Here is a 13,108-nt window from a genome sequence, read left to right as displayed (position 1 = left end):
TCAAGCGTCTCTTCTTCTTCTTTGCGGACCGGCACGGTCATGCATGGCTCAAGCATATCGATCGATCGAAAATCGGGCTTGGTTCGGGCAAGCGGGTGCTGGTAAAGGACGGACGTCTGGATTTCACATACCAGATCACCGTTCCCAAAGATCTCGACGAGGTACATTGAATGGCCTTTGCCGATGTTTATCGACGTCAGGTCGAATTACTGATCCGGACCTTGCCTTCCGTCTCCGCAGAAGACCATTTCGCGATCAAAGGCGGCACCGCCATCAACCTTTTCGTACGCGATCTGCCACGTCTTTCAGTCGATATCGACTTGACCTATTTGCCCATTCAGGACCGTCCGGCTTCGCTTGCGGCGATCGATACGGCCATGAAACGGATGGGCGAACGTATCGCCGGGGCTATCCCTGGAACACGCGTTCTATTCGCGCGTTCCAGGGAGGACGTGGTCACCAAACTCGTCGTTCGTCATAACGGTGTACAAATCAAGATAGAAGTGACGCCGGTTCTCAGGGGGTGCGTGTTTGAACCGGAGATGCGCTCGGTCACACCGAGCGTCGAGGAGGAATTCGGATTTGCCGAGATGCGTGTACTTTCCTTCCCGGACCTTTACGCGGGCAAGATCGTTGCGGCGCTGGACCGACAGCATCCGCGTGACTTGTTTGATGTGCGCGATCTGCTGGCTAACGAGGGTATCGACGAGTCACTGCGGCGAGCGTTCCTGATCTACCTGGTCAGCCATGATCGACCGATGGCCGAGATCCTGACCGTTCGACGCAAAGACATCGCGGCTGAGTTTGAGCGAGGTTTTGTCGGAATGACTCGCGATTCGGTCCAGCTCGAGGAACTCCTGGCGGCGCGGGAAACATTGGTTCGCGAGATGATTGGATCGATGCCAGAGATCCATCGGGAATTCCTCCTGGCTTTCGAGCGCGGCAACCCCGCCTGGGATTCCCTCGATTTGCAAGCCGCCGCGGAGTTGCCCGCAGTGCGATGGCGCCAACGCAATCTGAACAGTATCGATACGGACAAACGAGCAGCCCTCGTGGCACAGCTCGGAAAGGTTCTGTCATCAACGTGATGGATCGACGCTTCCCCAAGCCTGATCCTGGCGCGCTTTCCGTGTAACCTTGAGCGCTCCCTGACCCCGACGTTCAACCATGCGACGCATTCCCCAGCAAGAACGCGCCGAGAAGCGCATGCAGGACATGCTCGCGGCCGCCGGCACCGTCATCGCCGAACGCGGCCTCGAAGCCGCCACCATGACCGAGATCGCCGCACGCGCAGGGGTTTCGATTGGTGCGGTCTACCAGTATTTCCCGAACAAGGACGCGCTCGCCATCGCGCTGCGCACCGAGTATGGCGCGCTCATGGACGAACGCTGGAGCGCGCTCGCCGGGCATGCACGCACCGCCAGCACGCCCGAGCTCGCCGGGCGGCAGAGCGACCTGATGACAGGGTTAATCGGCGACCATCCGGCTTATCTGGCGTTATCGGCGGCGTCCACACCCACCAATCGCAGCGACGACGACCGCAGCCGCCTGCGGCAACGCTTCGCGGAACTGTTCGCGCACCGGCGCACAGACCTGGCGCCGGCCGACGCACTGCGCGTCGCCGAGGTGCTTTTGCAGATCGTGAAGGGCCTTCCGCCGCTCTACATGGCCGCGAAACCGAAGGAACGGCGTCTTCTCATCGACGAATACAAGACCGCCGTGACGGCGTATCTCACCGCGCGCCTGAACTAGCGGCATGCAGGTTGCTGCGCAATAAGGTGTACGCTCGCCGAACCGCCACATTTTGCGCATGTTCCAGGCTTGACCGGGACTTGTGTCACGCACATCGCGCGCACTCCGACCTCCGGGCTCATGAAAACTTTCCATTGCAATCACTGCAATCAGTTGGTGTTCTTCGAGAACTTCCGCTGCGAACGCTGCGAGTCCCTGCTGGGTTTCATTCCCGAACTCGCCGAAATCAGCGCGTTCGAAGACGCGGGCGACGGCCTCTGGCGCAGCCGCCACCCCGAACGCGGCGACGCGGGCCTGTACAAGCCGTGTCACAACTACGCCGTCGAAAAAGTCTGCAACTGGATGGTGCCGGCCGATTCACGCGATCCCCTCTGCCACGCATGCCGCCTGACCCACACCATTCCGAACCTCGGCGTGCCCAATCGTCGCTACTACTGGTTCCGGCTGGAAGCGGCAAAGCGGCGCCTGCTCTATACGCTCGGCGCGCTCGGACTTCGCGTGGACTCCCGCCAAGACAATCCGAAGACGGGGCTGCAGTTCGAATTCATGGAGGATGGCCGGGGCAAACGCGTGCTCACGGGCCACGACAACGGCCTGATCACGATGAACATCGCCGAGGCCGACGATGCCCAGCGCGAACGCGCCCGCCTCGCGATGGGCGAGCCCTACCGTACCTTGCTGGGGCATTTCCGGCATGAGATTGGCCACTACTATTTCGACCGGCTGATCGCGGATACGCCGTGGATCGACAGTTTCCGGATGCTGTTCGGCGACGAACGCGCGAGTTACAGCGGAGCGCTCGCGCGCCACTACAAGGAAGGTCCGCCGCCGGACTGGAACAAGTCGTTCGTGAGCGGCTACGCGACCACGCACGCGTGGGAAGACTGGGCGGAGACATGGGCGCATTACCTGCACATCTTCGACACCATCGATACCGCCCGTGCCTGCGGCGTAGCCCTCGCGCCATTGAACACGCTCGATCCCACGCTCGTGGCGCAGCCGCCCGTCGGCGAAGCGACCTTCGACCACCTGATGCACCAGTGGTTTCCGCTCACCTATGCGCTAAACAGCCTGAATCGCAGTCTCGGCATGCCCGACGCTTACCCGTTCGCGCTCGCGCCGCCGGTGGTCGAAAAGCTGCGCTTCGTGCATCGCGTGATCGCGGCCGCGGGGCAAGTCCAGCAATAAACTTCTTACGCCACGGCTTTGAGGGCTGCCGGGCTCGCATTGGACGAAGCCGGTTGCCCGCCGTGCAACGATACCTTCGACGTCTCCGGCAACATCATCCCGCCAATCAGGCCCATCACCGAAATAACGATCAGGTACAGCGCCGGCGACATGTTGTTGCCGGTCGTCGTGATCAGCCACGTGGCGACGAGCGGCGCGGTGCCGCCGAAGATCGTGTAAGCGAGGTTATAGGTGATGGCTGAAGCGGTGTAGCGTGTGCGCGTCGGGAATATTTCGGACAACAAAGGTGCGGTCACCACGCCCGACAACACTGCGCCGATCGCCAGCAGTCCTACCCCCAGCACCGACGGCAGGAACTGCCCTGAACTGCCAAGCGAAAACGATGGATATACGGTCGCGATCAAAATCACGCACGTCGTCAGCACGGTTTTCCTACGTCCAACGAAGTCTGAATACAAACCTGCGAGCGGGCACAGCGCAGCCGCGAAAAACAGCGCAATCACCGTAATCAGCAAGGATGTCGCGCGATTCAGATGGCCGGCGACCTGCAGGTAAGTCGCGAAGTACGTCGTGAACATATAAAACGACAACGCCGTCACGGAGATGAACGCGCCCAGCTTCAGGATGCCTGCCGCCTGCGTGCGCAGCGTATCGCGTAATGGCGCGTGCGCCACGGCGTGCTCGCCCTCGAGCGCACGGAACGCCGGCGTTTCGTTGAGATTCATCCGCAGATAAAGCCCGATCAAGCCGATCGGTGCGGCCGCCAGGAATGGCACGCGCCAGCCCCACGAACTCATGGCATCGGCGGACAGGGAGGCATCGAGCGCGTAGGCCACGACCGCGGCGACCGCGAAAGAAGAAAACGTCGAGACCGGCACGAAACTGCCATATCGCGCACGCTTGTGCTGCGGCGCGTGTTCCATCACGTAGGCGCACGCACCGGCGTATTCCCCGCCGGCCGAGAAGCCCTGCACGCAGCGGATCACCGTCAAGAGCAGCGGCGCGAATGCGCCGACGGCGGCGTAAGTCGGCAATAAACCGATCAATGTCGTCGCGCCCGCCATCAGCAAAATAGTCAGCGCCAGCGTGCGCTTGCGGCCGATCCGGTCGCCGATCACGCCGAACACAATTCCGCCGAGCGGCCTGAACGCAAACGCCACGGCGAACACGGCAAAGGTCTTGAGCAATCCGACAGCGGGGTCTCCGCTCGGAAAAAACTCGCGCGTGAGGATGGTCGCGAGAAAGCCGTACGCGGCGAAATCGAACCATTCGACGAAGTTGCCGATCGATGCCGCGAGAATCACTTTGCGCAGCGTTTTCAGATCGACTTCAGGAGGCGCGGCTTCCAACGTTCTCGACATTCGATGACTCCCGGATAAAGGACTGGCCTTGGCTGTTTGTTGGATTGATGGGTTCCCTTTGAGTAGATGCGACCATAAACCGGACTCCTAGAACGATCGCGTCATAGTGGTAGGACCCAGGCGACACGAACACCATGCCGCCCTTTGCCGTCTCCTCGCAATCTGCAGGAGTTCGATGTACGCCAGTCATCGGTATCGATGACAGCGATGGTTCCGCCGTCGACCAGATGCTGGAGCTGACCGGTGGTGAAGGCGCTGACCGGGGCTGCGAATGCGTGGGTTATCAATGCAGTTGCAAGGGCCAGGAAGTCCCGATCATCTCGCACGAATTGCCGCTCGACGAGGCGCCCGAAGCGTACAAGCACTTCGACGAAGCGGCAACGGCTGGACCAAGGTCATATTGAAGCCGGCTGCATAAGCATCGGGAGCGCCGTCTGACGGCGCTCCCTCAGCCTTTTTTGAGTCCTGCTGATTTGAACGTCCCTTGCGCGCTCGCGATCAGGATCTTGTCGTCCACCCACGCCTCGCCGCGTGAGAAGAAAATGCTGCGGCCCTGTCTTTCGATAAAGCCCTTCGCTGTAACGCTTTCACCCAGCCCTGTATCCAGATAATTGACCGTCAGCGACAACGTGAAGCCGTGCCTGGCAGGTTCGTCCTCGGGTGCATACAAGCCGGAATAACCGCAGGCGGCATCGAGCAGCGTCGCCACCACCCCGCCCTGCAACACACCGCGCCGGTTCAGGTGCTTCGGCTGGATCGGCATGCGAAATTCGGCGTAGCCTTCCTTCCAGCCTACATGCCGGGCATCGAGGTATTCGAGGAACGGGTTGTCGAGGACGAGATTGGACATCGGGAAAAGATCTCCTTTGCCGACCGGAGTTATCGCCGCAGCACTTAGTCCGGTCTCATGAATCTTGATAGGATCGACCGGAAAAAAAGCTAACTTCGATCCCGGCCGGAACATTGATTCGATCACTATAACCAGGCCACGGCGAAGTCGTTGGCCTGCAGGCTATCCCCCGGCAAGCCTGTCCATCTTTGCCGGAGCGGCGAGATGTACGCGTGCGCAAACTGAATCGACGTCCGATAAAGCGCTCAGGCAATCGCCTGCGGTTTATAGCCGCCCACTACTGCTCTGCGACCAGCTCCGGATAGCGACGTCTATTTCGCACCGCGTTCAAACCGGTCTGAGCCCGTGCGGCTATTGGTACGACATCGTGAATGTAGCCAATGCCTTGATCGATCCGGCCGTGACGTTTCCGGTACGAATGTACTGCGCCGTTAAAGGCAGCACGAGCACGCCGTTCGGCGAAGCACCGATCAACCACTGATTCGGCACATTCGGCCCCGCCGCATCCGGACCGAAACTTACCGGCGTGCCCTTGTCCCTGAGGACCTGTACACCAACGCCCTTGGCCGTCGATTCAGACGCGAGGTTAAGCACGTTCGAACGGTTCGACGGATCGACTGCGTCGGTGATGACTATGGAAACTTGTGCGCCGGTTGCACAGGCAAAGCTGAGGTTGAACGATTGAGCGCCGGCCGTGGTTCCCAGGCCGCCTGAAAATCCGCGTACGGATACGGTGGGGAGCGCAACGACCGGAGCGTCGGTCTGTACTGAACAGGTGGCAGTGCTGAGCGTGCCGCTTGCCGTGCCCGTATAAAGCGAACCAAACTGGTAACTATTGCCAGGACTGTCTGAGTGCTGATAGGTGATCGTGACGGTCGGGATTGTTAAAAGGCTCGATGCTCCCGCGGCGACAGGACCGGTCGTCACGAGACTGACGACACTTGCGATATCGATATTTACATAAGGTCCACCGACCGGCGTGTTGACGGGACAGGTCAGCCTGACCTCTCCTTTGTCCAGCGTGGCATTAACCGCATTGCACGCCGGTGCGTTGAACGCAAAGCGAACACCCAGGCCTGGGACGTTGGTCGCATAGACATCACTAAACCCTGATGCCAGCGACGCGGTCGTCTTAAAAATGGCGTATTCGTCGGCTGAAGTCGAGACGGGCGCAGACGAAAGAAGCCTGCACGGTATCTGAAACGCATCCGGTGCCAGCGTCTTGACCGTGGCCCCCACAGCAGGCGACGCCGGGACCGAAATGGTTCCTGCGGCAAGCACTTTGCTTACGTTCACCGGGTAAGTGCATGTCAGGCTGGCGCGTGCGGACGTCGCGCTGAAGACAATGCACGCTGTAAGCGCAATGAAGAAAAGGTGCCTGCTGAAAGAGGTCTGGATGCCCCAATCGATAGCAAAAAAGCGGTTGTTCGCCGAGCGGTCGGTGCTGCTAGTGGCAGATGAAACGAATGCGGTTTTTGGCCACATAAACATTGAAGCCCTTCAGGTAGCAGGTCAAGATGTAAGCCGGAATCAAGCCGATGTGCAGTCCGGCCTTGGCGCACCGAGGCACTGAGGCACTGAGGCACTGAGGCACCGACACCCTACCGACCGCGTGCCATGACCGTCCACCTCGAAATTGACAACAGCAGTCTTCCAACAAAACGCTTGATTAAAATGAGTTGTTCGCGCCTGAGCCCGTTTGGTTTGTCGCTGTCACGAGTCCAAAGCACGGACCGTTTCTTGTTTGGAAACGGTAATGGAAAAATTGGCAATTCTCGACTTGGTGTGTGGACGGCATGATGAGCATCCGAGACCTTGCGGCGCTCAAACGTGGCGATGCCACGCCTCAGCTACCGGCGGCATCGCACGAAAACAGGAACCACTGCCATGACCACAATTCATAAACGCCTGTATATCCAGGAAGTCGCGACCCGCGACGGCTTTCAGAACGAAACGCAGTTCGTCGATACCGACGCAAAGATCGCCCTGATCGATGCCCTCAGCGCGTGCGGCTTCGCGAAGATCGAAGTGACCTCGTTCACGTCGCCCAAGGCGATTCCCGCATTGCGCGACGCCGAAGCCGTGATGCACGGCATTACGCGGCGCGAAGGCGTGGTCTACACCGTGCTCGTGCCGAATGTGCGCGGGGCGGAACGCGCGTTGTCGTGCGGCGTGGATGAAGTCAACCTCGTGATGTCGGTCAGCGAAACTCACAACCGCGCGAACCTGCGCATGGGCCGCGAGCAGTCGTTCGCCCAGTTGCGCGAGGTGATCGGCGTGGTGAAGTCGACGCCGGTTGCCATCAACGTGTCACTGTCGACATCGATGGGATGCCCGATGGAAGGCGACATTCCCGTTGAAGAAGTGCTGCGCTGGACGGAAGAATTCGCCACGCTCGGCGTGCACGGCGTGACCCTTTGCGATACCACCGGCATGGCTTATCCGTCGCAAGTGAAAGCCTTGTGCGAGCGCGTGCGCAAGGCGTTTCCTGCGCTCGAACTGACGCTGCACTTTCACAATACGCGCGGCATGGCGCTTGCCAACACTCTCGCGGCGCTGGAGGCGGGTATCGATCGTTTCGATGCGTCGCTGGGAGGCATTGGCGGCTGTCCGTATGCGCCAGGCGCGAGCGGCAACGTCTGTACCGAAGAACTCGTGCACATGCTGGCGCTCGACGGCTACGATACCCGTGTCGATCTCGCTGCCGTGCTTAAGGCATCGGCTTTGTTGCCCGGGTTGATCGGCCACGATGTACCCAGCCAGATTCTCAAGGCCGGCCGCCGGCTCGATCTTCACGACACCCCGCCCGATCAGCAAAGAACAGCCGCACACGAAGGAGCTTGATATGGCCCTCATCGATCATCTGGATCATCTGGTGTTGACTTGCATCGATGAAACGGCGACTCGCCACTTCTACACGGAAGTCCTTGGCATGCAGCTCGAAACTTTCGGCGCGGGACGCAGCGCGTTTCGCTTCGGCAATCAGAAAATCAACTTGCATGTTCGCGGCAAGGAATTCGAGCCGAAGGCGCATCTGCCGGTTTCGGGCGCGCTGGACCTGTGTTTTATCGCAGCCGTTCCCCTGGACGACGTCATTGCACACCTGAACCAGTGCAACTGGCCGATCATCGAGGGGCCGGTCGAACGGACCGGTGCAACGCAAAAAATCCGCTCGGTGTATGTCCGCGACCCTGATCTGAATTTGATCGAGATTTCCGAACTGGTCTGATCCAAGGCGTTCAATTCGGCAGACGAATACCGGTCAGTCGCTCGCATGCTGCGATCAGGCCGTCCTGCAAACGCTCATCGCTTGCGGCCGCACTCGGCTTGCGCGGTTTCATATGGAAGAAATATTCGCCCGTCACGCTTGCTGCAGGATCGTCGCTGACCGCAAGCCATGCTTGCGTGTGCGGCGCGGCCTTCATGTCGTCGGGCGCGCCCGCACCGCCCATCCTGGTCGGCACCCATCCGGGATGGACCGCGTTCGATAAAACGCCCGGCCAGCGCCGTGCAACGCCGAATGCGAGCCAGAGATCGTGCAGCTTCGAATCCGAATAGGCGCTTGCGCCTTGCCACCTGCGCTGTTTCCACAGCAGGTCATCGAGACCCGGATCGCCGCCTTCATGCATGCCCGAACTGAGATACACGAGCCGCTCAGGCTTTTCGATCAAAGCTGTGAGGATGTAAGGCGCAATCGTGTTGACGGCGAAGACATGAGGCAAGCCATCAATGGTCTCGATACGCCGCGACTCGCGATAACCGACGCCCGCGTTATGGATCACGGCATCGAAGCGGCCAAGCCGGTTCACTTGCTCGGCAACGTCACGTGTTGCGTCCATACTGGACAGATCGCCCGATACCACCGCTTCCGCACCTGGCACAGCACGCATTGCATCGCCGGCGCGCTTTTCGTTACGTGCATGCAGAACCACGCGATGTCCCTGCGCCACCAGCAACTCTGCAGCCATCTGCCCGAGGCCATCGGCGGAACCCGTTATGAAAACGCGTGACATGTTTTTCGTCCTATATAGATCGGCTTAGATCTGATCAATAAACGCCGCATCCGACTTCGTAAAAGATCTCGGCGATGCGGCAAACAGGGAATAAATCGTAATGCGGCGGAGTTTGAATGACGATAGCCTGCGCGTCATCGAATCAATGACACGGGGTCATGGCCAGCCGAACGCTTAAAAGCCCTGCAATTACGAGGTTTTCATAAGACGCGTGCTCCGCTACAGTAGCCGGTCACGTTCTTTTCGAGTGAGCGAAACATGGACGTACCGGAGCACACCGCAGAGATCGCCACGCCAACGCCGTCACAGCTCGTTTCGGCATCCGCACGCGACGCAGGCCTGAGCCTCATCCGTAACCTGTCGGTTCCCAAGGCATTTCCCGACGTTGCGCTGGAAGCGCAGTTCCTCGAAGACCATAGCCGGCGCTTCTGCGCCTTCCGGCGCGCGTCCGCGCTGCTCGCGTTGAGCGTGTGGGTCTGCTTCCTCTGGTACGACTTCAATTTCGGGCGCGTGAGCACGGTGCTCGAACCCGTTTTCATGGACATCATGGCGCTGCGGTTTGCGGGCATCGTCTGGCTGATGTTCGTGCTAAGCCTGGCTCTGCGGGGTTCTTTCGCCACCCATGCCGCATCCCAGCGGGTGACGCTCATGGGCGTCTACGGCTGCAACCTGTTGCTGCTCCTGCTGGTTTCCATCACGCCACGGCCGTTCAACTACACGTGGTATTTCGTCGGCCTTTACCTGGTCTTTTTCTTTCAGTTCGGTTTCTTCTATCTGAAGTCGAAGGTCGCGTTGACGGCCGCCGTGGTCACGTTTTCCAGCATCATCCTGCTGCAGCTCACCATCCGGATTCTTTCGCCCGAAGATTTCTACATGGGCATGTTCTATCTGTTCAACGTGGTCGTGATAGGACATGGTGTGTGTGTTCACGCGGAACGGGTATCGCGCGAACGCTTTTCGGCCGAGCGCGCCCTCGGCGTGCTCAACAATGAACTGCTCACGGCGAACGTACAACTGGAGCGGAAGAACCTCGACTTGCTGGCATCGAAGAAAGATCAGGACACAAAAACCCGCGCGCTGATATCGCTCAAAGAGCAGCAAACGTTGGCCGCGGAAACGGCCAGCAAGGAGAAGTCCAATTTCCTCGCCGCCGCCACGCACGATCTGCGGCAACCCATGCACGCGCTCAACCTCTTCCTGCAAGCGGCCGCCGAAGCCGTGCGCCACGACGACGTGACCGAAGCGGCGAGGCTTATCGATGAATCCGGCCGTTCCTCCGTGATCCTCGCGCGATTCCTGAACGCCGTGCTGGATCTCTCGAGGCTCGAATCGGGTCGCGTGATGCCGCGATATCACGTGTTCGACCTGAAGCTCGCGGTGTTCGAAGTCGCCGAGCAATTGCGCCCGCTTGCCGCCATGCATGGCGTCGATCTGCGCCTGCGCATGCCTGCCGCGCCCGTCTACGTGCGCAGCGACTCGCACTGGCTTCAACGGGCTATTGCGAACCTGGTATCCAACGGAATTCGTTACGCCGATGCCGTCAAGAATCCCAAGCCCGTTGTGATCGTGGGCGTGGTGCGCTCGGCGACGCGTACGCGCATCGATGTGGTCGATAACGGCATCGGCATTGCGTCCGAGCACTGGGACGCAATCTTCCAGCCGTTCTTCCAGGTCGGCAATGCGGAGCAGGACAACGATCGCGGGCTCGGGCTGGGATTATCGATCGTGAACGCGGTGGTCTCGATGCTGGAGGAGCATCGGATCGAACTGAAATCGGCTGAAGGCCGTGGTTCGCGTTTCTCGCTGGAAATGCCGATTTGCGGCTCGCCGCTTGGAGACGCCGCGCCGCGCGCAAAGGGCGACACCGCTGACTATCTTGAAGTGCCGCTCGAAGGGCTGTATGTATTGTTGGTCGAGGACGACAGCCTCGTGCGGGCATCGACGGAAGCGCTGCTCGTGCAATGGGGCGTGCTGTTCGATTCGGCCAGCAGCTTCGAGGAGTTCGAACAGATACTGGGTTCGATCGAGCGATACCCGGACCTGATCATCACCGACTTCCGTTTGCGCGATGAAAAGACCGCCCGCGAAGTCGCGATGCTCGGCGCCGCCAAGTTGGGCCGGCGTTGCCCATGTCTGGTCGTGACGGGCGAGCCCGCCGCGACGATCGTGCCGCTTGCCTGCGATCACGACGTGCTGAGCAAGCCGGTGAGTCCTGCGGAACTGCGCAGGCAGATTGCATCGCTGATATCGGGGAGGTCGTTTGCTGAAGCGGCCTGGCGGTGCTGAAGGAGAAGATCGAGCCAGTGCTGACACGGTGATTCGAATGTACTTGGTTGCAATGGGCAGGCGACTCGCCTGCCCTTGCGTTTCTTATTTTGGTCTCTCAGATCCTGCCCAACCCCCGCTTACCTTGCCGGCACCGCGGCACTACCCATCGGCATCTCAATTCCCCGGCGCGCCATCTCTACAATCAGGAAGGTTCGCCGTGTCACATGAAACCGCGCGAGGAGATCGCTCGAATACTCCTTCGCGGTGTTCTCGCTGATATTCATCTTCCTGGCGATCGCCTTGTTCGATAAACCCTGCAGCAAATAACGCAGCGTTTCCGTCAGCCGTGGCGGCAAGTTCAGCGACTCGACCGTCACGCCTGAATGCGTCGATACCGGCTTGGGGCTGTGGCCGCCCTTTCCAAGCACGCTATTGGGCAAATACACCCGGCCGCTCAGGATAGTCTTGAGCGCCTCGCGAAACACGCCCGCGCCTTGCTCACTCGCCTTCGATATAAATCCGCATGCGCCGCTCCTGATGCATTCCAGCACCGTATCGCGGTCATCTTGTGCGGACAGCATGATGGTCTGCACTTCGCGCTCCTGTTCCCCGATCCAGTTCAGCAGATCGAGGCCCGTGGAGTTCCCCCGCAATTGATAGTCGAGAAAGACCAGATCGTACGAGCCGCCGGAGAGTTTCTCCTTGGCCTGTTCGATGCCGTCAGCCTCATCGATATCGAGTAACGGTTCATTGGCAAGGATCAGGCTCTTCATGGCGCTTCGCGTGAGCCCCTCGTCCTCGACCAGCAGCACCGTCTTGAAGTTACCGTTTTCCATTGCCATTCCCAAAAATCACAATTCGATGGTACCGGTAAGGTGACCTCCCGCAACCCCTCCTTTCGCAGGGATCAGTGGGAGGGTATTCGATCCCCCCGAAAATCGCGCGCCATGCCCCTCCTCGACCGGGTTTTGCGGCGAACGCTTAAACGCGACACTGCGTCATCGACTCTGCAACACCGCCATCACCGAACTCGAAGCTGCAGCTAGCGAGAGGAAACACGGTCCGGCGTTCCACTCACATAAAAACCACGAGGAGGACATCATGAGCAGTCGTTCAGGCACCGATGACGAGAGACACTTTGCGCTATGGAGCGGCAAGCAGGCACGTATGCCTGTCGGTTCGCCCCGCGTGTTGATCGCGCATCAGGACAAGCTGATTGGCGAGTCGCTGGCAGCATTGCTGCGGCTTACCGGATTACAGGTGATGCAAACGCAGAACCTGAAGTCAGCGCGTTCATTGCTGCAGAACTGGAAACCCCAGGCATTGATACTGGATACGCGGCTCGACAGCGATTCCGGTTACGCCTTCATCAGCGCGCTACGGCCCGACGCCGACATGACCGGCCGCCTGCTGGTCGCAATCAGCAATATCTGGCCGGCGGACCCCATCGAAACGCTGAAGCACGCCGGATTCGATGCCCATTGCCGCCGCCCCTGCGCCACCTGGCGCCTTGCGGAAATGCTGACCACCTACTTTTCGATACCGCAACGCCGCAGCCACTAGCACGTGCGCGGCCTGGCTTCAGCCGATCGCCATGACGATCAGCACCGCGCCCACCACGGCCACTGTGTCTTCTATCAGCGCGGCAGGCAGATCACGGCCAAACCCACGCGCCA

13 protein-coding genes and 1 pseudogene are annotated in these 13,108 nt (G+C 60.0%); 9 read left to right on the top strand and 5 right to left on the bottom strand.

What is annotated here, in order from left to right:
* The 4 genes from ACRXB1_RS16715 to ACRXB1_RS16700 form a co-directional block, all read left to right on the top strand.
* A partial coding sequence (locus ACRXB1_RS16715; protein ID WP_449492607.1) for a type IV toxin-antitoxin system AbiEi family antitoxin domain-containing protein occupies positions 1–170 on the top strand: 170 nt, incomplete at its 5' end.
* Entirely contained in the window at positions 171–1,088 is a 918-nt protein-coding gene (locus tag ACRXB1_RS16710) for a nucleotidyl transferase AbiEii/AbiGii toxin family protein (RefSeq protein ID WP_449492606.1), read from the top strand. It abuts the gene before it with no gap.
* 79 nt (positions 1,089–1,167) lie between these two features.
* Complete coding sequence (locus ACRXB1_RS16705; protein WP_449492605.1) at positions 1,168–1,752, top strand: TetR family transcriptional regulator; 585 nt, start codon at positions 1,168–1,170, stop codon at positions 1,750–1,752.
* A 120-nt stretch (positions 1,753–1,872) separates the two neighbouring features.
* The gene (locus ACRXB1_RS16700) at positions 1,873–2,940 is read left to right on the top strand and encodes a zinc-binding metallopeptidase family protein (RefSeq protein WP_062003075.1); all 1,068 of its coding nucleotides are present in this window, start codon (positions 1,873–1,875) and stop codon (positions 2,938–2,940) included.
* Positions 2,941–2,945: 5 nt separating this feature from the next.
* On the opposite strand, the gene ACRXB1_RS16695 is transcribed toward ACRXB1_RS16700, so the two are convergent.
* A complete protein-coding gene (locus tag ACRXB1_RS16695; protein WP_449492604.1) occupies positions 2,946–4,301 on the bottom strand; it encodes an MFS transporter in 1,356 nt (451 codons plus the stop codon).
* 188 nt (positions 4,302–4,489) lie between these two features.
* Between ACRXB1_RS16695 and ACRXB1_RS16690 the strand changes: the two are divergent.
* Positions 4,490–4,719 (top strand): annotated as a pseudogene (locus ACRXB1_RS16690) (hypothetical protein); the annotation flags it as partial.
* Between the two features lie 30 nt (positions 4,720–4,749).
* Here the strand turns inward: ACRXB1_RS16690 and ACRXB1_RS16685 are convergent.
* On the bottom strand, positions 4,750–5,151 hold the full coding sequence (locus ACRXB1_RS16685; RefSeq protein ID WP_174363828.1) for a hotdog fold thioesterase: 402 nt from the start codon (positions 5,149–5,151) through the stop codon (positions 4,750–4,752).
* 351 nt (positions 5,152–5,502) lie between these two features.
* Positions 5,503–6,636 (bottom strand): fimbrial protein, encoded by a 1,134-nt coding sequence (locus ACRXB1_RS16680; RefSeq protein ID WP_075357300.1) that lies wholly within the window; start codon positions 6,634–6,636, stop codon positions 5,503–5,505.
* 402 nt (positions 6,637–7,038) lie between these two features.
* On the opposite strand from ACRXB1_RS16680, the gene ACRXB1_RS16675 reads away from it, so the two are divergent.
* Together ACRXB1_RS16675 and ACRXB1_RS16670 are read left to right on the top strand one after the other, a co-directional pair.
* On the top strand, positions 7,039–7,995 hold the full coding sequence (locus tag ACRXB1_RS16675) for a hydroxymethylglutaryl-CoA lyase (RefSeq protein ID WP_449492603.1): 957 nt from the start codon (positions 7,039–7,041) through the stop codon (positions 7,993–7,995).
* A 1-nt stretch (position 7,996) separates the two neighbouring features.
* Positions 7,997–8,380 carry a VOC family protein gene (locus tag ACRXB1_RS16670; RefSeq protein ID WP_174363829.1) on the top strand — a complete coding sequence of 128 codons (384 nt, stop codon included), beginning with the start codon at positions 7,997–7,999 and terminating at the stop codon, positions 8,378–8,380.
* Positions 8,381–8,390: 10 nt separating this feature from the next.
* Here the strand turns inward: ACRXB1_RS16670 and ACRXB1_RS16665 are convergent, their stop codons facing one another.
* Positions 8,391–9,164, bottom strand: coding sequence for an SDR family NAD(P)-dependent oxidoreductase (locus ACRXB1_RS16665; protein ID WP_449492602.1), 774 nt, complete (start codon positions 9,162–9,164; stop codon positions 8,391–8,393).
* A gap of 258 nt (positions 9,165–9,422) precedes the next feature.
* On the opposite strand from ACRXB1_RS16665, the gene ACRXB1_RS16660 reads away from it, so the two are divergent.
* Positions 9,423–11,450, top strand: a complete 2,028-nt coding sequence (locus ACRXB1_RS16660; protein ID WP_375508697.1) for an ATP-binding response regulator — start codon at positions 9,423–9,425, stop codon at positions 11,448–11,450.
* A 119-nt stretch (positions 11,451–11,569) separates the two neighbouring features.
* On the opposite strand, the gene ACRXB1_RS16655 is transcribed toward ACRXB1_RS16660, so the two are convergent.
* Positions 11,570–12,268 (bottom strand): response regulator transcription factor, encoded by a 699-nt coding sequence (locus ACRXB1_RS16655; RefSeq protein ID WP_062003699.1) that lies wholly within the window; start codon positions 12,266–12,268, stop codon positions 11,570–11,572.
* A gap of 265 nt (positions 12,269–12,533) precedes the next feature.
* Between ACRXB1_RS16655 and ACRXB1_RS16650 the strand changes: the two genes are divergently transcribed.
* Positions 12,534–12,995, top strand: a complete 462-nt coding sequence (locus ACRXB1_RS16650) for a response regulator (protein WP_449492601.1) — start codon at positions 12,534–12,536, stop codon at positions 12,993–12,995.
* The last annotated feature ends 113 nt before the right edge of the window (positions 12,996–13,108 follow it).

It is taken from the genome of Caballeronia sp. M23-90 (assembly GCF_053574605.1).
The sequence above is the reverse complement of the archived record's forward strand: the minus strand, read 5'-3'. Positions and strand labels throughout refer to the sequence as shown.